A 20533-nucleotide genomic window follows, 5' to 3' on the forward strand; every position below is an offset into this window, starting at 1 on the left:
TCACTTGACGGCTCCGGCGGTCAGCCCGGAGCGCCAGAAGCGCTGCAGGCACAGGAAGGCGACGATCAGCGGCAGTACGGCGACGAGCGCGCCGATGATGACCAGCGGATACAGCTCGGGCTGCTGGTACACGCTCTTCTGCCAGGCGTACAGGCCGAGGTTGACCGGATAGAGCTCCTCGTCGTTCAGCATCATCAGGGCGCCGTAGAAGTTGTTCCAGGACGCGGTGAACGAGAACAGGAAGATCGTCATGAAGCCGGGCGCCAGCATCGGCAGCGACACGGACACGAACGTCCGCAGCTCCCCCGCCCCGTCGACCCGCGCGGCCTCCAGGACCTCCCCCGGCACGTACCCCTCGGAGAAGACCCGCGCCAGATACACCCCGAACGGGTTGACCAGGCTCGGGATCAGCACCGCCCAGTACGTGTTGACCAGGCCTGCCTCGGACGCGAGCAGATACAGCGGCAGTTGGACGACCGTGGCGGGCACGAGCACACCGACCAGGACAAGCCCGAACAGCGACTCCTTGCCCTTGAACTCGTACTTGTCGAAGGCGTAGCCGCAGGCCACCGAGATGAGGGTGGAGAGCAGCGAGCCGACGACGGTGTAGAGCACGCTGTTGGCGAGCCAGCGGCTGTAGATGCCGTCGTTGTACGCGAGCAGCTCGCCGAGGTTGTGCCAGAGGTTGAAGTCGCCGAGGGCGAACGGGTTGGTGGCGAACAGGTCCCGGTAGTTCTTGGTGGCCGCGATGACCAGCCAGGTCAGCGGCATCAGGGTGTAGAGGGCGAAGACGAGCAGGACGGCGTGGACGGCGAGCTTGGACGTCAACTGCCGTGGTGCGCGCGGTGGTTGAGGGATGGGTGGTGGTGGCGCCTGGACGGTCGTACGAACAGGCCGGGCGGTCTGCGTGCTCATGCGGCCGCCTTCCACCGGTTGCCGAGCTTGGTGACGACGAACGAGAGCAGGCCCGCGACGAGGGCGAGCAGCAGGGACGCGGCCGCGGCGAGCCCGTAGTCGCGGCTCTCGAAGGCCTGCGCGTAGATGTACATGGTCGGCGACCATTCGGAGCCGAGCTCGGTGGCGCGCAGCTGGATCAGCTTGGGCGCGTCGAAGAGCTGGATGGCGCCGACGCAGGTGAACAGGAGGGTGAGGACGACGGTCGAGCGGATCATCGGGACCTTGACCTGGAACGCGGTACGGAACGCTCCCGCGCCGTCGACCGTGGCGGCCTCCAGGGTCTCGCGCGGGATGGCCTGCAGCCCCGCGTAGAAAATGATCATGTTGTACCCGATCCACTGCCAGGCCGAGACGTTGACGATGGAGTAGAGCGCCTCGTCCGCGCCGAAGAAGTTCCAGTGCACGCCGAGCCCTTGGAGCGCCTCGGTGACCGGGCTGAGGCCCGGCGTGTAGAGGTACAGCCAGATGATCGAGGCGACCAGTCCGGGCACGGCGTGCGGCAGGTAGTACGCGATCTGGAAGAACCGCTTGGCGCGGGTGAGCGCGGAGTCGACGAGCAGCGCGAGCGCCAGAGCGCCGCCGATCATCACGGGGATGTAGATCAGGCAGTAGACGGCGATGTGCCCGAAGGAGCCGAGGAAGGCCGGGTCGGTGAGCGCCTCCGTGAAGTTGCCGATCCCGGCGAAGACCCGCTCCGTACCGCCGAATCCGAGGCCGGAGGACTCCTCGCGGAAGAGGCTCATCCAGGCCGCGTAGCCGAGCGGGGCCAGGGTGACCGCCGCGAACAGGACGAAGAACGGGACCATGAACAGGGCGACGGCACCGCGCTGATGGCGCCGCCGAGAGGACGAACTGCCGCCTGTGGCCAGCGACTTGACGGGCCGGGCGAGTTGAACAGCCACCGAGGCTCCTTGCTCCTTCGGTTCCGGCGAACGGACGGGTGTGCGGCCCCGCGGCTAGTCGGCCAGCTTCAGGCCGCGTTCGGTGATCACCTTCTCCGCCGCGCTCTGCCCTTCGCGCAGTGCCTTCGTGTGGTCGGCGCCCGTCGTCGTCTGGGCCGAGGTGACCTTGGCGTGCACGGGGCCCCAGGTCCAGCCGGGCACGATCGAGTCGGCGGCCTCACCTGCGATTCCGTACACGTCCTGGCCGGGGAAGTACGAGCCGTCGTACTCCTTCGCGGCGACCTCGCGCAGGGCCTCGTTGGCGGGCAGCGCGGTGCTCGGGGTCTTCTGCGAGGTGATCCGGGCCTTCATCGCGGCCGGGTCGGTGGTGGCCCACTCGATGAACTCGGCGGCGGCCTCGGTCTTCTCGCTGCCCTTGGGAACGATGAAGGAGGTGCCGCCGTACATGCCGGTGGCGGGTTTGCCGTCCCAGGTGGGGATGGGGGCGATGCCCCACTTGCCCTTGCTGTCGGGGTAGCCGGTCGGGAAGTTGCCCGCGCTCCAGGCGGCGCCGATGATCGTGGCGACCTTGCCGGTGGCGCGCTCCTTGGCCTCGCCCTCGCCCCACAGCGGCGTCTTCGAGGCAAGGCCGTCCTTCAGCAGACCGTCCCAATAGGCCGCGACCTTACGGGACTTGGGGTCGTCGATGCCGACCTTCCAGGACTCCCCCTCGGTGCCGTACCAGCGGGCGCCCGCCTGCCAGGACAGACCGGCGAGCAGGGCCGGGTCGCCGCCGCCGAAGTTGGTGATGGTGACGTCGGGGTCGGCCTTGTGGATCTTCTCGGCGGCGGCGCGGTACTGCTCCCAGGTCTTGGGGACGTCCACGTCGTGCTTCTTGAAGATGTCCTTGCGGTAGAACAGCTCGATCGGTGTCACGTCGAAGGGCACGGCCCAGGTGCGGCCGCCGAGGTTCACCAGGGACTTGATGTTGTCCGGGAACTTCTTGTCGACGGTGTCCCCGGCGGCCTCGGTGAGGTCCTCCAGGTTGCCCTCGCTCGCGTACTCGGGCAGCTGTGAGTAGTCCATCGTCGCGACGTCGGGTGCGTTGCCGCCCTTGACGGCGTTGGAAAGCTTGGTGACGCCCTCGGGGCCGGACGGGACGAGGGAGAACTTCACCTTGATGCGGTCCTGGCTCTTGTTGAACGCCTCGACCGTCTCCTTGGCGCCGTTGGTCGCCGACCAGTAGGTGAGCGTGACGGGCTCCCCGTCCGCCCCGGCCGCGCCGGAACCCTCGCCGCCTCCGCAGGCGGTGGCGAGCAGGGCGAGGGAGGCGACGGCGGCGGTGAGTGCGGTTGCTGTTGCTGTTGCTGTTCGGGGCGTACGTGGCATCGGCATGCACGGCTCCTACGACGGTCGCTGCGGGGGCAGTTGGGGTCGAACGAGGTCATCTTTGGCGGGTTGACGATCGCTGGTCAAGAGCGAACGAACAACTCGATCAAAACGATCGCTTCGGTGCGTGTTCGGCTTTCGCGCCGTCGTGGCTGAGCGCGCCCCGCGGCGAAGCCGCTCATGTCACAGCCCCGCGCCCCTGTCGGGGCACTATCGGGCCGACTCTCCGCAGGAGGCGCGGACTTTGAGTTCCGGCAGGATGTCGACGTGCCGCCGCGCGCCCCGCGCCCCCACCAGCCGGTCGATCAGCAACTGCGCCGCCCGCGCGCCCACTTCACGCTTGGCCGGGGCGACGGCGGTCAGCGGTACGTCGGCGAGCGGGGCGACCTCGTCGTCGTACGCGATGACCGCCAGGTCCTCCGGTACGCGCACGCCGCGCGCCTGGAGGCGGGGGATCAGGACGATCGCGTCGGCGTCGCTGTGCACCAGGGCCGCCGTGACGCCGTGCCGCTCGACCGCCTCGCAGAGGTAGTCGAGGGTGCGGTCGAAGCGTTCGGCGCGGGGGACGGCGGGCTTGCCGTCGAGGGGGGAGACCGGGGCGGGTTCGAGGCCGAGGGCGTCGACGGCCGCCTCGTACCCGGCCTGGAGGCGGCCCCGGTGCGGGTTCTCCTGGGCGGCGATGGCGACCTTGCGGTGGCCAAGGCCGGCGAGGTGCTGGACGGCGCGGGCGGCGCCGTACGCGTGGTCGGTGCGGACCCGGTCGAGGGCGGCGGCGGGGTGGCCGAGCGGTGCCCAGCGCTCCACGAGGACCGTCGGCACGTCGAGTTCGGCGACCCAGGCGCCGGTGCCGGGTTCGGGGGCGCTCCGTTCCCAACTCGGCGTCAGGAGCAGGCCGTTGGCGCCGGTGGAGAGCAGCCGTTTTACCTGGGGGCCGTCCTCGTCGGGCAGGTAGTGCGAGAGGCCGACGACCAGGCGCGCGCCGTGCGCCTCGGCGGCCTCGCGGGCGCCCTGGACGACGTCCGCGTAGTAGTAGCCGGTGGTCGGCACGACCATGCCGAGGACGAGGCCCTCGGCGGCTCGGCGTGGGGCGGGAAGGTGCGGCTCGGGCTCGTCCCGTTCGCCCGGCCAGACGACGGCGCCGTGCAGCCGGTGTACGCGGCCCTGTCCTGCCAGGGTCTCGACGTCGCGGCGCAGCGTTACGGCGGAGACGCCCAGTTCGGCGGCGAGTTCGGCGACGCGCATGCTGCCGTGCTCCCTCACCAGTGCGAGGACCCGCTCGTGACGCTGGTCGACATGCAGGCGCATGGCTCTCCCCTCCGTGCCGGTGGGTCCGGCGCGCCCGCCAGCATAACGATCGCTTGCGATCGATACGATCAGTCCTGCGGTGCGGGTCCGTCGGGGCTGCTCCTTCTCCCCTACCCGCCCCTTCCCGAAAGTCCTGCGGACGGCTCCCGGGGCTCCGCCCCGGACCCCGTATCGCGCTGAGGCGCTCGTCCTCAAACGCCGGACGGGCTGAAGATGCGGGCGAGGCCGCAAAATTCAGCCCCTCCGGCGTTTGAGATGGGGGTCCCCCCTGCTCGAGCGAAGCCGAGAGCTTGGAGGAGGGGGTCCGGGGGCGGAGCCCCCGAAGCGCCGCAGCCACGCGGCGCCAGCCGCATATCGGGCACAGCCGGGAAGGGGCGGGGTGGGGAATCAACACGCGTGGGGCGTGCGGCAGTTGCTGCCACACGCCCCACGCCTGAGCCCAACAGACCCCCGGAGGGATTAGTGGGCCGGAGCCTCCTCCGCACGCTTGGCCGGGGGCGAGCCCGCGATGTCGTGACCGCCCTCCATCGGATGCGTCACGTCCGCCGCGTCCTTGCTCTTGCCGAGATGGTTGAACACCAGGTTCAGCACCACGGCCGCCACACAGCCGGTGGAGATACCGGAGTCCAGGATGATCATCGCGGTCTCGGGGAACGCGTGGTAGAACGTCGGCACCGCGATCGGGATCAGGCCGATGGCGATCGAGACGGCCACGATGAGGACGTTGTTGTCCTTGTCGAGCCCGGCCTTCGCGAGGGTCTGGATGCCGCTGGCCGCGACCGAGCCGAACAGCACGATGCCCGCACCACCGAGCACCGGGCGCGGCACGACGGCGATCAGGGACGCGGCGATCGGGCACAGGCCCATCAGGACCAGGAAGCCACCACCGACGGCGACCACGAACCGGCTGCGGATCTTCGTCATCGCGACCAGGCCGACGTTCTGCGCGAACGCGCTCGCCAGGAAGCCGTTGAAGAGCGGCGACAGGGCGGAGCCGAGGGTGTCGGCGCGCAGGCCGGCCGCGATGGTCTTCTCGTCCGCCGGGCGGTCGACGATCTCGCCGAGGGCGAGCATGTCGGCGGTGGACTCGGTCATGGAGACCACCATGACGACGGTCATCGACACGATCGCGGCGAGGGCGAACTGCGGGGCGCCGAAGTGGAACGGCGTCGGGAAGCCGACCAGGTCCGCCTCACCGAGCGCGCTGAAGTCGGCGACGCCGAACGGGATGGCGATGAGGGTGCCCAGTACGAGCCCCAGAAGTACGGCGATCTGCTTGACGAAGCCGCGCGTGAAGCGGCGGATCAGCAACACGATGACCAGGGATATCGCGGCCAGGCCCAGGTACTTGAACGAGCCGTAGTCCTTGGCGGCCGGATCCGGCCCCTGTGCCCAGCCGAAGGCGACGGGCATCAGGGAGATACCGATCAGGGTGATCACGGTGCCGGTGACGACCGGCGGGAAGAACCGGACCAGCTTGGAGAAGAAGGGTGCCGCGAGGAAGCCGAGCAGACCGGCGACGATCACGGCGCCGAAGATGATCGGCAGCGCGTCCTTCTTGTCCGGGGTCTGGTTGACGATCGCCACCATGGGCGCGACGCCCGCGAAGGTGACACCGTTGACGAACGGCAGCCGGGCACCGATCTTCCAGATGCCCAGGGTCTGCAGGAACGTGGCCAGACCCGCGGTGAACAGGCTGGCCCCGGTGAGGAAGGTGAGCTCCTTCGCGGAGAGCCCGACGGCGGCTCCCACGATGAGCGGCGGGGCGACCACACCCGCGTACATGGCGGCCACGTGCTGAAGGCCGCTGGTCATCATCTTGAGAGGGGGCAACGTCTCGTCGACCGGGTGCTTTTCGGGCATCTGGTCGCGGACGGTTTCGTCCTCTGGCACGGCGACTGCTTTTTGAACCCTGGGCGTTGCTGCCACGGCGGTTCCTCCGGTCTGTTTACGCGTCGCCAGCGACGCGGGGTCTAGGAGGTCGTACGGATGGTGTGCAAACGGCTGGTGCTGCGGGGGGGGGTGCTGCTGAGCGGTGTGCGGTTGTGGCGAGGGGGTTGCGATGTGCGGTCGCTGTGCGGTCGTACGGGTCGAGTCGGACAGTTCGGTTGTTCAAGTCGGGTCGTACGAAGGACGGTTCACCGTCCCCGGTGGGCGTGGCGATGGCGCCGCGCCCACCGGTTCCGGCTGCCGTGGGCCCCGCTCGGGTCCACGGCGACCGGCCGAGGGCCGTCCCCCTCAGCCGGACTCTCTGGGTCAGGCCGACGCCGCGATCCTGGCCAGGCGCTGGGCCTCGGCTCGGGTGTCGCGGGCGATGGCCTCTTCGTCGGCCGTGAGCAGGCGGCCCGCCTCGACGATCTGCCTGCCGTTGACGAACGACGCGGTGACCGGGGCCGCCGCGCCGAAGACGATCGCGGTGACCGGGTCGGCGATCGAGGCGTGGCCGATGCCGTCGATCTTCCACAGCACGAAGTCGGCGAGCTTGCCCGCTTCGAGCGAGCCGATCTGGTCGGCGCGGCCCAGGACTTGGGCACCGCCGTGGGTGCCGAGGCGCAGGGCCTGACGGGCGTTGAGCGCGGCTTCCTTGTGGGCGCCGAGCCGGTTGATGAGGAGCGCGTTGCGCAGCTCGGTGTGGAGTTCACCGGACTCGTTGGACGCGGTCCCGTCCACGCCGAGGCCCACGGGCACGCCGGCCTTCAGCATGTCGGGGACGCGGGCGATGCCGGCGGCGAGGCGGGCGTTGGACGACGGGCAGTGCGCGACACCGGTCTTCGTACGGGCGAAGGCGGCGATGTCGGAGTCGTTCATGTGGACGCAGTGCGCCATCCACACGTCCTCGCCGAGGAAGCCGGTGGACTCGAAGTAGTCGGTGGGGCCCATGCCGAACAGCTCGTGGCAGAACTTCTCCTCCTCCACGGTCTCCGAGCCGTGGGTGTGCATGCGCACACCGAGCCGGCGGCCCAACGCGGCGCCCTCACGGAGGAGTTCGGTGGAGATGGAGAACGGGGAGCAGGGCGCGACGGCGACCTGGGTCATCGCGTCGAAGGACGAGTCGTGGTGCTGGTTGACGGTCTCCTCGGTCGCGGCGAGCGCGCCCTCGGTGGTCTCGACGGCGAAGTCCGGGGGCAGGCCGCCGTCCTTCTCGGATCGGTCCATGGAGCCACGGGCGAGCGTGAAGCGTACGCCCATGTCGCGGGCGGCGCCGATGATCGCGCCGGACAGGTCGCCGGAGCCCTGCGGGTAGACGTAGTGGTGGTCCATCGCGGTGGTGACCCCGCCACGGGCCATCATCGCGAGGGAGCCCTGCGCGGCGGCGCGGACCATCGGCTCGTCGATCCGCGCCCACGTCGGGTAGAGGGCGACGAGCCAGTTGAACAGGTTGTGGTCGGTGGCCAGGCCGCGGGTGATCCACTGGTAGAAGTGGTGGTGCGTGTTGATCAGACCCGGCGTGATCAGGTGGCCGGTGGCGTCGATACGCCGGACCACGTTCTCCAAGCCCTCGGGTGCGCGGCCCGCGCCGATGGACTCGATCCTGTTGTCGGCGACGACCAGGTGGCCCGAGGCGTACTCGGAGTCCTGGCTGTCGACGGTGGCGATCGCCGCGTTCTCGATGACGATGCGCTGAGGGGCTGCCGAAGGTGCCATGGTGCGCTTCCTTCTGTGTGTGGCGGTGGTGGTGCCCCCGCCGCCCGGGGGCGGACGGCGGGGAGGGGCACGGCAGGACCCTAGGAGGATTTGAGTGCCGCGGGCGCGGGGGCGCGGCCACGGGTGCCGAGATGGTGGAAGAACAGGTTCAGCGTGACGGCGACCAGCGCGCCCGCGCTGATGCCGGAGCCGAGCACGGTCTGCGCCCAGGCGGGGAAGTCGGCGTAGAACGTCGGTGCGGCGAGCGGGACGATGCCTGCGCCGAGCGAGACGGCCACCAGGATGATGTTGGAGCTGTCGTCGAGTCCGGCCTCCGAGAGCGTACGGATGCCGCTGACGGCGATCGAGCCGAACAGGACGATGCCCGCGCCGCCGAGGACCGGCATCGGCACCAGGGAGACGACTGCGCCGAGCACCGGGAACGCGCCGAGGATGATCAGCGCGCCGCCCGCGACGGCGACGACGTACCGGCTGCGCACCCGGGTCAGCGAGACGACGCCGACGTTCTGCGCGAAGGCCGAGGTGGGGAAGCCGCCGAAGACGGGGCCGAGGAGGGTGGCGATGCCGTCGGTGCGCAGGCCGCGGGTGATGGTCCTGCCGTCGGTCTTGCGCTCGCAGATCTCGCCGACGGCGATCATGCCGGCGGCGGACTCGGTCATCAGGACCAGCATGACGATGCAGAGCGAGAGGATCGCCGCGGGCTGGAACGTCGGTACGCCGAAGTCGAAGGGCGTGGGCAGGGCCGCGACGGGGGCCGACTCCAGGGACGAGAAGTCCGCCATGCCGAACGGGATCGCGACGAGGGTGCCGATGAACAGGCCCATGAGCAGGGCGACTTGCTTGACGAAGCCGCGTCCGAAGCGCTGGAAGAGCAGGATCACGACGAGCGTGAAGGCGGCGAGCGCGAGGTACTTCATGTCGCCGTAGTCGGCGGCTTCCTTGTCGCCTCCCTGTGCCCAGCCGACGGGCACGGGCATCAGGGTCACACCGATGAGGGTGATGACGACGCCGGTGACGAGCGGCGGGAAGAAGCGCAGGAGCCGGCCGAAGAACGGTCCGACGACGAGGCAGAAGACGCCGGCGACCATCACCGCGCCGTAGATGGCGGGGAGTTGCTCGCCTTGGGCGTTGGTCTCCGCGATGGCGAGGATCGGTGCGATGCCCGCGGAGGAGGCGGCGTTGACGAACGGCAGCCGGTTGCCGGCGAAGTTCTTGACGCCGAGGGTCTGCAGGACGGTGGTGAGCCCTGCGATGAGCAGTCCCGCGGCGATGAGCCGGGTCTGCGCGGCGGTGTCCAGGCCGACGGCCTGGCCGATGATCAGCGGAGGGGTGACGACGCCCGCGTACATGGCGGCGATGTGCTGAAGGGCGGCGGGGATGAGCCGCGACGGGTGGAGCTTCTCATCCACCGGGTGGCAGTCGGCAGTCGCCGTGCTGCCGGTCTCCGATGGGGTGGAACACGGGCCTTCTACCGGCCCTTTTGCAGGCTGTGCCATGGCGGTGCGTTCCCTCCGGTGTGGCACGCCCCCGTCCGCTGCGGACGGACGGGGGCGTGCACGTCCCGCGTCAGAGGTTGGTCATGTCGACCGGGATCTGGGGCTCTACGCCGTCCCGCAGGATCGTGGCCTCGATGAGGCCGTAGGGACGGTCGGCCGCGTAGTAGACCTCGTTGTCGTTCTTCAGGCCGAACGGCTCCAGGTCCACCAGGAAGTGGTGCTTGTTCGGGAGCGAGAAGCGGACCTCGTCGATCTCCGAACGGCTGTTGATGATGCGCGAACCCATCTGGTACAGGGTCTGCTGCAGCGACAGCGAGTAGGTCTCCGCGAAGGCCTGCAGCATGTGCTTCTTGACCTGGTCGTACGACTTCTCCCAGTTGGGCATGCGCTGCTCGTCGTCGGTCCAGTTGAACCGCCAGCGGCCCGACACCTGGGTGGCCAGGATGCGGTCGTACGCCTCCTGGAGGGTCGTGTACTTGTCCTTGATGTAGCCCCAGAACTCCGAGTTGGTGGAGTTCATGACGATGAGGTCCTTGAGGCCGGAGATGACCTGCCAGTTCTCACCGTCGTAGGTGATCTCGCTGACGCGGGTCTCCTGGCCCTTGCGGACGAAGGAGTGCTTGACCTCGTCGGAGCCGATGAACTTCGAGTTGGCCTCGGAGGTCTCGATGCGCTCCCAGGCGTACTCCTCGATCCGGATGCGCGCCTGCTTGATCGGCTCCTGCGACGTCACGAAGTGACGGGCGAGGTGGATGCCGAACTGCTCGGCGGACTCGATGCCGTACTCCTTGGCGAACGCGTACACCGTGTTCTTGGTGGTGTCGGTCGGGAGGCAGTTGGCGTTCGAGCCGGAGAGGTGCACGTCCTCCAGGTCGCCGGAGAGGGCGACCGAGACGTTCAGGTCCTTGATGTGGTGGGTGTCGCCGTCCCGCGTGATCTTGACGACGCGGTTCTCTGCTTTGCCGTACTGGTTCTGGCCGAGAATCGTGGGCATGTCTGCTAGCTCCCTCGGTAAACGGAGTAGCCGAACGGGTTGAGCAGCAGCGGTACGTGGTAGTGCTCGCCCGGCTTGACGGCGAACGTGATCGCCACCTCCGGGAAGAACGCACCGCTGTCCCGATTCGCGGGGGCGTCCTGCTGCGCCTCGGCTTGCTGGTTGTGCTGGGTCAGGAAGTACGCCTCGGTCTCGAAGTCGAGTCGTACGTGGGTGGTGCCTTCCGGCAGGGCCGGCAGGTCCTTGCAGCGCCCGTCGGCATCGGTCTTGGAGCCGCCGAGCGCGACGAACTCAGCCGTGCCGCCGCTGCGGGCGGACAGCTGGATCGCGACGCCCTCTGCGGGGCGGCCCTTGCTGGTGTCCAGGATGTGCGTGGACACCGATGCCGTGGTGGCGGTGCTCATGCCTTGCTTCCTTCCTCTGCGGCCTCTTGGGCCTCTGCGGGCTCCTCGACGAGGCGGGTGAGCCGAATGCGGTTGATCTTGCCCAGTTCGGTGCGGACGATCTCGCGCTCCTGCTCGGGCCCGTTCTCGATCCGGGTCCTGATCTGGTCGAGCATGAACTCGGCCGTGGCGCCGGTGGCGCAGATGAGGAAGACGTGTCCGAACTTCTCCTGGTAGGCCAGGTTCAGTTCGAGCAGTTCGGCCTTGAGCTCCTCGGAGGCCCCGGCCATGCCCCGCTGTTCGCGGGCCGAGGTCGGGTCACCCGGCTTCGGGCGGCCGATCGGCGGGTGCCCCGCCATGGCCTCCTCCAGATCCGCGGAGGTCAGCTCGGCCATGGCGGCGTCGCTCGCGGCGAAGAGAAGGTCGGCCGATGCGTACGGGCGCTGGGCGAGGATCTTGCTGCCCCAGGCCGGACTGCTGCACACCTCGTGGAGTTCTGCGGTGGCCGCAGCCTCCTCGAGAGCGTTGAACCGGGAGAGTCCCGGTGTGGTGCTCGAAGTCACGGGATTGCCTTCCGTGGCTGTGCTGGACGGGCTGCGAATAGCTAAGACCCTCAACAACACCGCGTCAACACTTTGTTGAAATATCTTGAACAAAGAAGCCGCCGCCCGTTCACCGGGCGACGGCTGCTCTACAGGGCGTAACGGTCGTTAATCCGCCTTCGCGGCGTTCTCCCTGTTCAGGTAGTTGTAGACGGTGAACCGGGAGACCCCGAGCGCGCCGGCCACGGTCTCCACCCCATGCCGTACGGAGAAGGCGCCGCGCCCTTCCAGTATCCGTACGACCTCCTGCTTGGCCTTGCGGTCGAGCTCGGCGAGCGGCTGTCCGTAGCGGCGCTCCTGGGCGGCCAGGATGTGGTCGAGGGAGTCGGCGAGCTGGGGCAGCCGGACGGCGAGGACGTCCTCGCCCTCCCAGCTGAGGACGACGTCGTCGCCGTCGGCCTCGTCGGGTCTGAGCAGTTCGCCGCCCATGGCGTCGACCAGCGGCTTGACCGCGGTGACGAAGGGGTGGTCACGGGGCTCGGTCACCGCTCGCCCTCCCCGACCACGTTGATCTGCAGCGAGACGCGGGTGGCGCCGGCCGCCAGGGACCTGCGCAGCAGCGCGTCCACCGCGGTCAGGACCTCGTCGGCGCCACCCTCCGCGGTATTGCCGAAGGGACCCACGTCGACGGCGTCGAGCTCGGCCGCCTGGATGACGTCCCGGGCCACCACCGCATGGGCCGGCGCCTCGTCGAGGTCGAAGGGCTCGGTCGTGAACTCCACTCTCAATCGCACCCGGTCAACCTACTGCGCGCCCGGCTATTTCCGGCAGTCCCCTCGTTCTGCGCACCGCCGGTGGCCTCTTTGCACTGCCGGTCTTGACAGCCGTCCCCACCTGCGGGCAATCTTTCCATCAAGTAGAAAGTAACTTCCGCTATACGGAAGGAGCGCCAGACCCCTCATGGGCTACACGGACCAGCGCTTCAATGTGAACCTGTCGATCCTCTTCACCGAGCTCCCGCTTCTGGAGCGCCCCGCGGCCGCCGCCGCGGCGGGCTTCACCGCGGTCGAGCTGTGGTGGCCCTGGGTCGACTCCCCGACGCCCGAGCAGGCTGAGCTCGACGCCCTGAAGAAGGCGATCGAGGATGCCGGAGTGCAGCTCACGGGCCTGAACTTCTATGCCGGCCAGCTGCCGGGACCGGACCGCGGTGCGCTGTCCATCCCCGGCGAGGAGTCGGACAAGTTCCGCGCCAACCTGAAGGTGGCCGCGGACTTCGCGCAGTCGCTCGGCTGCAAGGCGCTCAACGCCCTGTACGGCAACCGCGTCGACGGTGTCGACCCGGCCGCGCAGGACGAGCTCGCCCTGGAGAACCTGAAGCTGGCCGCCGCCGAGGCGGACCGCGTCGGCGCGATCCTGCTGATCGAGGCGCTCAACGCGCCGGAGTCGCCGAAGTGCCCGATCGTGAGCGCCCCCAAGGCGATCGAGATCGTGGACGCGGTCAACGCCGCCACCGGACTCGGCAACGCCAAGTTCCTCATGGACCTGTACCACCTGTCCATGAACGGCGAGGACCTCGACGAGATCATCGCCAAGTACACCGAGAAGACCGGCCACGTGCAGATCGCCGACAACCCGGGCCGTGGCGCTCCGGGCACCGGTGACCTGCCCCTGGAGTCCCTCCTTGACCAGCTGAAGCAGGCCGGTTACGAGGGCTTCGTCGGCCTGGAGTACAAGCCCGGCGACAAGCCGAGCGCCGAGGCCTTCGGCTGGCTGCCGGCCGAGGCCCGCGCGGCTCGCTGAGCTACTCCTCCCCTGGAGCCAGTTGCCGCCCGACTGTGCGGCGGGCGGCAACTCACCCCCGTATCAAGCTTTTTGAAAGAGGCACCCTCATGTCCAACCTTCCCAAGATCGCATGGATCGGCCTCGGCATCATGGGCTCCCCCATGTCCGAGAACCTGATCAAGGCGGGCTACGACGTCACCGGCTTCACCCTGGAGCAGGACAAGCTGGACCGCCTCACCGCCGCCGGCGGCACCGCGGCCAAGTCGATCGCCGAGGCGGTCAAGGACGCCGACGTCGTCGTCACCATGGTGCCCGCGTCGCCGCAGGTCGAGGCCATCGCGTACGGCCCCGACGGCATCCTGGAGAACGCGAAGTCCGGCGCGCTGATCATCGACATGTCGTCGATCACGCCGCAGACCTCCGTGGACCTGGCCAAGAACGCCAAGGAGAAGGGCATCCGCGTCATCGACGCGCCCGTCTCCGGTGGTGAGGCCGGTGCCATCGAGGCCGTCCTGTCCATCATGGTCGGCGGCGAGCAGGCGGACTTCGACACCGCCAAGCCGATCCTCGACACCCTCGGCAAGACCATCGTGCTCTGCGGTCCGCACGGCTCCGGCCAGACGGTGAAGGCCGCCAACCAGCTGATCGTCGCGGTCAACATCCAGGCCTGCGCCGAGGCCGTGGTCTTCCTGGAGAAGTCCGGCGTGGACCTGAAGGCCGCGCTCGACGTCCTCAACGGCGGTCTGGCCGGCTCCACGGTCCTGACCCGCAAGAAGGACAACTTCCTGAACCGGGACTTCAAGCCGGGCTTCCGGATCGACCTGCACCACAAGGACATGGGCATCGTCACCGACGCCGCCCGCAACGTCGGCGCCTCGCTGCCGGTCGGCGGCGTGGTGGCCCAGCTGGTCGCCTCGCTGCGCGCCCAGGGTGACGGCGGCCTCGACCACTCCGCGCTGCTGCGCGCCGTCGAGCGCCTCTCGGGCCAGCAGGTCGCCTGACCCTGCCCCGCCGGGACCTCGCCGGTCCCCCAGAACCCCGGGCGGCGCCCGCGCTGACACCTGTCCTGTCGCGCCCAGGCGCGGGCGCTGCCCGGACATATCTCGTACGGCCCGAAGCCTCGGGCCGCCTGCGCAGGGCCCTGGACGAGTTCCACCAGGGCCCGGTCAGGCATGCCAGGAACCGGTTGGCGAACCAGCGGGGAACCGGGAATTCGTCTTTCTTCAACAAACTGTTGACGTTCGGTTCGGCCCGAACTTACGCTCCACCACACAGCGGAAAAGTCTTTCCGCGGCATCCGCGGAATCTCTCCGCTCAGCGGATTCCCTCCGCCCAGCAGCTCCCGCACGGAAGGTCACCCGACAACATGCCGCAGCGCGTGCTTACCACCGAGTCCGGCGCCCCGGTCGCCGACAACCAGAACTCCGCCACCGCCGGCGTCGGCGGCCCCATCCTCCTGCAGGACCAGCACCTGCTCGAGAAGCTCGCCCGCTTCAACCGCGAGCGCATCCCGGAGCGCGTGGTGCACGCCCGTGGCTCGGGCGCCTACGGCTACTTCGAGGTGACCGACGACGTCACCGGCTTCACCTCCGCCGACTTCCTCTCCGAGGTCGGCAAGAAGACCGAGACGTTCCTGCGCTTCTCGACCGTGGCGGACAGCCTCGGCGGCGCGGACGCCGTCCGCGACCCGCGCGGCTTCGCGCTGAAGTTCTACACCGAAGAGGGCAACTACGACCTCGTCGGCAACAACACCCCGGTGTTCTTCATCAAGGACCCGATCAAGTTCCCCGACTTCATCCACTCCCAGAAGCGCGACCCCTTCACGGGCAAGCAGGAGGCGGACAACGTCTGGGACTTCTGGGCCCACGCCCCGGAGGCCACGCACCAGATCACCTGGCTCATGGGCGACCGCGGCATCCCCGCGTCCTACCGCCACATGAACGGCTACGGCTCCCACACCTACCAGTGGACCAACGCCCAGGGTGAGGCCTTCTTCGTCAAGTACCACTTCAAGACGAACCAGGGCATCCGCTCCCTCTCCGCCGAGCAGGGCGCCGAGCTCGCGGGCCAGGACGCCAACTCGCACCAGACGGACCTGCTGCAGGCCATCGAGCGCGGCGTGAACCCGTCGTGGACCCTGTACGTGCAGGTCATGCCGGCCGCCGAGGCCGCGGACTACCGCTTCAACCCGTTCGACCTCACCAAGGTGTGGCCGCACAAGGACTACCCGCTGCAGCGCGTCGGCCGCCTGGTCCTGGACCGCAACCCCGACAACGTCTTCGCCGAGGTCGAGCAGGCCGCGTTCTCCCCGAACAACTTCGTTCCGGGCATCGGCCCCTCCCCCGACAAGATGCTGCAGGGCCGCCTGTTCGCCTACGCGGACGCGCACCGCTACCGCCTGGGCGTCAACCACACCCAGCTCGCGGTGAACGCCCCCAAGGCGACGCAGGCGAACAACTACGGCCGCGACGGCCTCATGGCCGCCAACGCCCAGGGCCGCGGCGCCAAGAACTACGAGCCCAACTCGTACGACGGCCCCGTCGAGACCGGTCAGCCGCTGGCCGCCCCGCTGGCCGTGTCCGGCTACACCGGCACCCACGAGGCCCCGGCGCACACCAAGGACGACGACTTCTTCCAGGCGGGCGAGCTGTACCGCCTGATGTCCGAGGAGGAGAAGAAGCGCCTCGTCGCCAACATCGCCGGCGGCCTCTCGCAGGTCACCCGCGAAGACGTCATCGAGAAGAACCTCGCCCACTTCCACGCCGCCGACGCCGACTACGGCAAGCGCGTCGAGGAGGCCGTCCGCGCCCTGCGCGAGGACTGAGCGAGCTTCGGCTCGTAAGGCTCCGTACGGTGTTTGACGGGAGGTCAGGCATCGTACGGGTATGCCCTCGCCAGGGACCCGGATGAGGGGTGGTCCAGGGCAGGGCGTCCGCTCCGGCGGACAGCTAAGACCGCGGCGGTGTGCGAGCCAGTGCGGTGGTAAAGGTGCGACGGGCCCTTCTCGACCTGAGGGAGGGGAAACCGGGCTCCATCGCATCCGCCGCGGTCCCAGCACCACAGACTCCGTCCGGCGGCGCGAACGTCCTGTCGCGCCAGCCTTGCGCCGTCGGACGGCAACAACGGAACGTCGATGATCGACGACTCCATCAACTCCTCAGCCAGAGCGCCGAGTTGCGGACGGTCCCGCGACTCGGCGCTCTTTCGCGTCCGCGGGGTCGGGGGGGCCGGGGGGGGCGGGGGTCTTGCGTGCGCCCTTACGCCCCTCTCCCCGCCCCTTCCCGCTTGCGCGGCCGGCGCCGCGTGGCCTCAGCGGACAGCTCCGAGGGCTGCGCCCCCAGACACCCGACCCGCTTCGGGGCTCCGCCCCGGACCCCGTATCGCGCTGAACGCGCTCGTCCTCAAACGCCGGACGGGCTGGATTTGGCTGCGCCTTCAGCCCCAGACCGACGAAACCAGCCCTGCGCCGGCACTGAGCGAAAGCAGCGGCCAGAGCTCGCGCGTCCGACGCGGGGAGCGAGCCCAAATCCAGCCGGTCCGGCGCACGGGGAGCGAGCCCAAATCCAGCCGGTCCGGCGCACGGGAAGCGAGCCCAAACCCAGCCGGTCCGACGCACGGGGAGCGAGTTCAAGTCCAGCCCGGCTGCCACACGCCCGGCTGCCACACGGAGAGCCAGCCCAAACCCAGCCCGGCTGCCACATGGAGAGGGGCAGCGAGCCCAAACCCAGCCCGGCTGCCACCGGAGAGGGGCAGCGAGCCCAAATCCAGCCCGTCCGGCGTTTGAGGACGAGCCCGAAGGGCGATCGGGGTCCGGGGCGGAGCCCCGGAGCGGGGGGGGGGGGGGGGGGGCCCCGCCCGCCCCCCCCCCCCCCCCCCGCCCCCCCCGCCCCCCCCGGGCGGGGGCCCCCCCCCCCCCCCCCCCCCCCCCACTCTGCTTTTGCGTATTCCCTCTGACGGGTAAGGTTAGGTTAGCCTCACCGATTAATCGGGACGGCAACGACTATCGATCCCGACCGCGAGTTCCGGGGAGGTGTACCGCGTGTTCGTCTGCAGCTGCTTCGGGGTGACCGAGGAACAGGTGAAGAAGCACGCGGAGGGCGGCGCCTGCACCCCCCGCCAGATAGCGTCGGCCTGCAAGGCCGGCACGGACTGCGGTTCCTGCGTGCGCCGGATCCAGTCGCTGCTCGGCCGGGGCTCCTGCCCCCGCCGTGACCTGGTCGACCAGGGCGAGCCCGCATTCGCGCCCACGGCGGAACTCATGGACGCCGAAGCCGCCTAGGCTCCCGCCGGGCTGCCTAGCTCTCCGGCTGCTCGACCAGCTGCGCGATGTACAGCGGCTCACCGAGCTTCTCCACCAGCTCCAGCTGAGTGTCGAGATAGTCGATGTGGTGCTCCTCGTCCTCGAGGATCGACTCGAAGATGTTCGCCGAGGTGATGTCACCCTTGGTCCGCATGACCTCGATGCCGCGCTTCAGGCGGTCGATGGCCTCGACCTCGATCTGCCGGTCGGCCTGGAACATCTCGGTGACGGTCTGGCCCACCCGGACGTGGAAGAGCCGCTGGTAATTGGGCAGCCCGTCGAGGAAGAGGATCCGGTCGGTCAGCACCTCCGCGTGCTTCATCTCGTCGAACGACTCGGACCGGGTGTACTTCGCGAGCTTGGGCCAGCCGAAGTTCTCCTGCATCTTCGCGTGCAGGAAGTACTGGTTGATGGCCGTGAGCTCGGCGGTCAGCTGCTCGTTGAGGAACTCGATGACCTCGGGGTCGCCCTGCATCGCAGAGGCTCCTTCCAAGTACGTATCGGGGGCAGGTGCGCCGAATCCTTGCACCGGCGCCGGTGGCCGTCCAGTAAGTGCATGCTTAGTAGGAGTTGCCCGAATCGGTGCAGACCTGGTCACGGCCACCCTTCCGGGGCTGTCATCATGGAGGCATGGGTCATCCGGAAAGCCGCGAAATGGAGCAGTCGGAACTTCCTCCGGGGCAGCGGCTGCAGCGGGGCTGGCCCGTCACCCATTACGGCCCGGTGCCCAAGTTCCGCCCGGAGCGCTGGGAGTTCAGGGTTTTCGGCGCGACCGCCGACGGCGACAAGCACTGCTGGACGCACGAGGAATTCGCGGCTCTGCCGTACGCCACGGTCGTGGCCGATCTGCACTGCGTCACCAAATTCTCGATGCTCGGAGCCGAATGGGGCGGCGTTCCGACTCGCACGCTTGTCGAGATCGCGCCCCCTGCCAACGATGTCACCCACGTCATGGTCTGGGCCGAATACGGATTCAGTTCGAACCTTCGCCTCGATGACTTCACATCCGAAAAGGCGATCTTCGCTACGCATCGCGACGGGGAACTCCTCACCGCCGAACACGGCTTTCCGCTCCGCCTCGTGGTGCCGCACCTCTACGCCTGGAAGGGGCCCAAGTGGGTGCGCGGCATCGAGTACATGACGGCCGACCGCCGCGGCTTCTGGGAGGAGCGCGGCTACCACAACATCGGTGACCCCTGGCGCGAGCAGCGCTATTCGTACCAGGAAGAACCGGGCGACGGCCCGGAGCTGTAGCGGCCCCGGGCCGTCGGGTCGGCGGCCGTGCTCGTGCTCAGTGGTGGTACTGGTGCACCACCGCGTGGCCCTTTCCGCGGCCGATCATCCACTTGTTCACCGGAGTGGTGACCACAAAGGCGATCGCGAACGCAAAGGCGAGCGCGCCCCAGAACAAGGCGTCCGACAGATGTGCCTCCATCGCGCCGGGCACGAGCAGCAGTACGCCGTTGTCGACGACCTCCATGACCGTGATCGACAGGGTGTCCGCGGCGAGCGCCACCCCGATCGCGGTACGCAGTCCGACGCCGGCCCGGACGACCGCCCAGAGCGTCAGCGAGTAGCCGAAGAAGAAGGCCAAGGTGATCGCGAGGGCCATCGTCGGGGCGGTGCCCCAGCCGAGCGCGGTGCCGATGATCATGCCGAGCACCTCGCCGATGGCGCACCCGGTGAGGCAGTGCAGCGTCGCCTTGGCGGCCATGGCCCAGCTGACCTTGCCGCCACCGTGCTGGTGGGGCTGGTCGGGTGCGTGGCCGTGGTGGTGCGCCTCGTGCCCCCGGTGCGCCCCCCGGTGCTCGGAGTGGGTCTCGTGCTCGGAGTGGGTCTCGTGCTCCATGTGCTCCATGAGTAAGCCCCCAACGTCAGGTAGCGGTTCCTGCCACTGACAGGAACCGTATACCCCCCTGGGGTATTCCTCAAGGTGTTGCTCGACCGAGGCGGCGAGCCGTGCGGGCCTACCGGTCCCTCAGCTCCTTCAGCCGCGCCACGTCCGCCGCGTGCCCTTCCTTGCCGCCCGGCGTCTCGATGACCAGCGGTACGCCGGCGGTCGCCGGGTGGCTGAACAGCGCGCGGAACGGGTCCTCGCCGATGTGTCCGGCGCCGATGTTGGCGTGCCGGTCCTTGTGTGCTCCGACCTCGTCCTTGGAGTCGTTGGCGTGGATCAGCTTCAGGCGGCCCTCGCCGACGGTGTCCACGAGCAGGTCGAGCGTCTGGTGCATGCCGCTCGGCCCGGCCAGGTCGTGGCCCGCCGCGAAGATGTGGCAGGTGTCCAGGCAGACGCCCAGCTTCGGGTGGGCGTCCAGGGCCTCGAAGTACGGGCCGAAGTCCCAGGTACGGGCGCACAGCGAGGCACCCTGACCGGCGGTGGACTCCAGGAGCAGGAACGGGTCGTCGTCATGCGTCAGCTCGTCGAGCAGCGGCAGCAAGGTCTCGCGTACCTGCTTGAGCGCGACCGAGCGGTCCCGGCCGCCGGTCGCGGAGCCGGTGTGGACGACGACGCCGAGCGCGCCGATCTCCCGGCCGCGGCGCAGCGAGTGCCGCATCGACTCGACCGACTTCTCCGCGGTGGCCTCGGTGTGCGAACCGAAGTTGATCAGGTACGGGGCGTGTACGTACGCCGGGATGCCCTCCTCGGCGCAGACCGCGCGGAACTCCTCGTCCTGCTGCGCGTTGCCGACGGGGGTGGCCCAGCCGCGCGGGTTGGCGACGAAGACCTGGACGGTCTCGGCGCCCATCTCACGGGCGTACGACAGGCCGACCTTGGCCAGGCCGCCGGCCACGGGGACATGGCCGCCGACGGGATTGCGGGTTCTCTTGCTGACAACGGTGCTGCTCACGCCGACAAGG

At 69.2% G+C, this 20533-nt stretch carries 20 protein-coding genes; 5 read left to right on the plus strand and 15 right to left on the minus strand.

What is annotated here, in order from left to right; all coding sequences use genetic code 11:
- From QIT00_RS02900 to QIT00_RS02955, 12 genes are all read right to left on the minus strand, one after another.
- Complete coding sequence (locus QIT00_RS02900; protein ID WP_282533432.1) at positions 1-915, minus strand: carbohydrate ABC transporter permease; 915 nt, start codon at positions 913-915, stop codon at positions 1-3.
- Positions 912-1763: a carbohydrate ABC transporter permease gene (locus QIT00_RS02905; protein ID WP_282533500.1), complete on the minus strand. Its 852-nt coding sequence runs from the start codon at positions 1761-1763 to the stop codon at positions 912-914. Before QIT00_RS02905 ends, QIT00_RS02900 begins: the two co-directional genes overlap by 4 nt.
- A 150-nt stretch (positions 1764-1913) precedes the next feature.
- Positions 1914-3227, minus strand: a complete 1314-nt coding sequence (locus QIT00_RS02910; protein ID WP_282533501.1) for an ABC transporter substrate-binding protein — start codon at positions 3225-3227, stop codon at positions 1914-1916.
- 210 nt (positions 3228-3437) lie between these two features.
- Complete coding sequence (locus QIT00_RS02915; protein ID WP_282533433.1) at positions 3438-4532, minus strand: substrate-binding domain-containing protein; 1095 nt, start codon at positions 4530-4532, stop codon at positions 3438-3440.
- Between the two features lie 459 nt (positions 4533-4991).
- Positions 4992-6461 carry a nucleobase:cation symporter-2 family protein gene (locus QIT00_RS02920; RefSeq protein ID WP_408909707.1) on the minus strand — a complete coding sequence of 490 codons (1470 nt, stop codon included), beginning with the start codon at positions 6459-6461 and terminating at the stop codon, positions 4992-4994.
- 327 nt (positions 6462-6788) lie between these two features.
- Complete coding sequence (locus tag QIT00_RS02925; RefSeq protein ID WP_282533434.1) at positions 6789-8177, minus strand: 8-oxoguanine deaminase; 1389 nt, start codon at positions 8175-8177, stop codon at positions 6789-6791.
- 80 nt (positions 8178-8257) lie between these two features.
- Complete coding sequence (locus tag QIT00_RS02930; RefSeq protein WP_282533435.1) at positions 8258-9673, minus strand: nucleobase:cation symporter-2 family protein; 1416 nt, start codon at positions 9671-9673, stop codon at positions 8258-8260.
- Positions 9674-9743: 70 nt separating this feature from the next.
- On the minus strand, positions 9744-10667 hold the full coding sequence (gene pucL / locus QIT00_RS02935; RefSeq protein ID WP_282533436.1) for a factor-independent urate hydroxylase: 924 nt from the start codon (positions 10665-10667) through the stop codon (positions 9744-9746).
- Positions 10668-10672: 5 nt separating this feature from the next.
- Entirely contained in the window at positions 10673-11071 is a 399-nt protein-coding gene (gene uraH, locus QIT00_RS02940) for a hydroxyisourate hydrolase (RefSeq protein ID WP_282533437.1), read from the minus strand.
- On the minus strand, positions 11068-11613 hold the full coding sequence (gene uraD, locus QIT00_RS02945) for a 2-oxo-4-hydroxy-4-carboxy-5-ureidoimidazoline decarboxylase (protein WP_282533438.1): 546 nt from the start codon (positions 11611-11613) through the stop codon (positions 11068-11070). Before uraD ends, uraH begins: the two co-directional genes overlap by 4 nt.
- 147 nt (positions 11614-11760) lie before the next feature.
- Positions 11761-12138 carry a helix-turn-helix domain-containing protein gene (locus QIT00_RS02950; protein ID WP_282533439.1) on the minus strand — a complete coding sequence of 126 codons (378 nt, stop codon included), beginning with the start codon at positions 12136-12138 and terminating at the stop codon, positions 11761-11763.
- Positions 12135-12386 carry a thiamine-binding protein gene (locus QIT00_RS02955; RefSeq protein WP_282533440.1) on the minus strand — a complete coding sequence of 84 codons (252 nt, stop codon included), beginning with the start codon at positions 12384-12386 and terminating at the stop codon, positions 12135-12137. Before QIT00_RS02955 ends, QIT00_RS02950 begins: the two co-directional genes overlap by 4 nt.
- Before the next feature lie 166 nt (positions 12387-12552).
- Here QIT00_RS02955 and QIT00_RS02960 point away from each other — a divergent pair, with 166 nt between their 5' ends.
- The 4 genes from QIT00_RS02960 to QIT00_RS02975 all read left to right on the plus strand — a co-directional run bounded on the left by QIT00_RS02960 (position 12553) and on the right by QIT00_RS02975 (position 17653).
- Complete coding sequence (locus QIT00_RS02960) at positions 12553-13392, plus strand: TIM barrel protein (protein WP_282533441.1); 840 nt, start codon at positions 12553-12555, stop codon at positions 13390-13392.
- 89 nt (positions 13393-13481) lie between these two features.
- Entirely contained in the window at positions 13482-14375 is an 894-nt protein-coding gene (locus QIT00_RS02965; protein WP_282533442.1) for a 2-hydroxy-3-oxopropionate reductase, read from the plus strand.
- A 365-nt stretch (positions 14376-14740) separates the two neighbouring features.
- A complete protein-coding gene (locus QIT00_RS02970; protein WP_282533443.1) occupies positions 14741-16198 on the plus strand; it encodes a catalase in 1458 nt (485 codons plus the stop codon).
- 1206 nt (positions 16199-17404) lie between these two features.
- Entirely contained in the window at positions 17405-17653 is a 249-nt protein-coding gene (locus tag QIT00_RS02975; protein WP_282533444.1) for a (2Fe-2S)-binding protein, read from the plus strand.
- Between the two features lie 16 nt (positions 17654-17669).
- On the opposite strand, the gene bfr is transcribed toward QIT00_RS02975, so the two are convergent.
- A complete protein-coding gene (gene bfr / locus QIT00_RS02980) occupies positions 17670-18149 on the minus strand; it encodes a bacterioferritin (protein ID WP_282533445.1) in 480 nt (159 codons plus the stop codon).
- Between the two features lie 155 nt (positions 18150-18304).
- On the opposite strand from bfr, the gene QIT00_RS02985 reads away from it, so the two are divergent.
- Positions 18305-18928 (plus strand): sulfite oxidase-like oxidoreductase, encoded by a 624-nt coding sequence (locus tag QIT00_RS02985; RefSeq protein WP_282533446.1) that lies wholly within the window; start codon positions 18305-18307, stop codon positions 18926-18928.
- Between the two features lie 37 nt (positions 18929-18965).
- Here QIT00_RS02985 and QIT00_RS02990 read toward each other — a convergent pair whose 3' ends face one another.
- Both QIT00_RS02990 and QIT00_RS02995 read right to left on the minus strand, forming a co-directional pair.
- Positions 18966-19523, minus strand: coding sequence for a DUF4396 domain-containing protein (locus QIT00_RS02990; RefSeq protein WP_408909708.1), 558 nt, complete (start codon positions 19521-19523; stop codon positions 18966-18968).
- Between the two features lie 118 nt (positions 19524-19641).
- On the minus strand, positions 19642-20523 hold the full coding sequence (locus tag QIT00_RS02995) for a deoxyribonuclease IV (RefSeq protein WP_282533448.1): 882 nt from the start codon (positions 20521-20523) through the stop codon (positions 19642-19644).
- Positions 20524-20533: the final 10 nt, after the last annotated feature.

The organism is Streptomyces luteolus, from assembly GCF_029968015.1.
Lineage (GTDB): Bacteria > Actinomycetota > Actinomycetes > Streptomycetales > Streptomycetaceae > Streptomyces > Streptomyces luteolus.

Bases quoted from the DNA above. Each gene is read 5' to 3' on its own strand.
- QIT00_RS02900 (WP_282533432.1), bottom strand. From the start codon at position 915: ATGAGCACGCAGACCGCCCGGCCTGTTCGTACGACCGTCCAGGCGCCA.
- QIT00_RS02905 (WP_282533500.1), bottom strand. From the start codon at position 1,763: ATGGTCCCGTTCTTCGTCCTGTTCGCGGCGGTCACCCTGGCCCCGCTC.
- QIT00_RS02910 (WP_282533501.1), bottom strand. From the start codon at position 3,227: ATGCCACGTACGCCCCGAACAGCAACAGCAACAGCAACCGCACTCACC.
- QIT00_RS02915 (WP_282533433.1), bottom strand. From the start codon at position 4,532: ATGCGCCTGCATGTCGACCAGCGTCACGAGCGGGTCCTCGCACTGGTG.
- QIT00_RS02925 (WP_282533434.1), bottom strand. From the start codon at position 8,177: ATGGCACCTTCGGCAGCCCCTCAGCGCATCGTCATCGAGAACGCGGCG.
- QIT00_RS02930 (WP_282533435.1), bottom strand. From the start codon at position 9,673: ATGGCACAGCCTGCAAAAGGGCCGGTAGAAGGCCCGTGTTCCACCCCA.
- pucL (WP_282533436.1), bottom strand. From the start codon at position 10,667: ATGCCCACGATTCTCGGCCAGAACCAGTACGGCAAAGCAGAGAACCGC.
- uraH (WP_282533437.1), bottom strand. From the start codon at position 11,071: ATGAGCACCGCCACCACGGCATCGGTGTCCACGCACATCCTGGACACC.
- QIT00_RS02960 (WP_282533441.1), top strand. From the start codon at position 12,553: ATGGGCTACACGGACCAGCGCTTCAATGTGAACCTGTCGATCCTCTTC.
- QIT00_RS02965 (WP_282533442.1), top strand. From the start codon at position 13,482: ATGTCCAACCTTCCCAAGATCGCATGGATCGGCCTCGGCATCATGGGC.
- QIT00_RS02970 (WP_282533443.1), top strand. From the start codon at position 14,741: ATGCCGCAGCGCGTGCTTACCACCGAGTCCGGCGCCCCGGTCGCCGAC.
- bfr (WP_282533445.1), bottom strand. From the start codon at position 18,149: ATGCAGGGCGACCCCGAGGTCATCGAGTTCCTCAACGAGCAGCTGACC.
- QIT00_RS02985 (WP_282533446.1), top strand. From the start codon at position 18,305: ATGGGTCATCCGGAAAGCCGCGAAATGGAGCAGTCGGAACTTCCTCCG.
- QIT00_RS02990 (WP_408909708.1), bottom strand. From the start codon at position 19,523: ATGGAGCACGAGACCCACTCCGAGCACGAGACCCACTCCGAGCACCGG.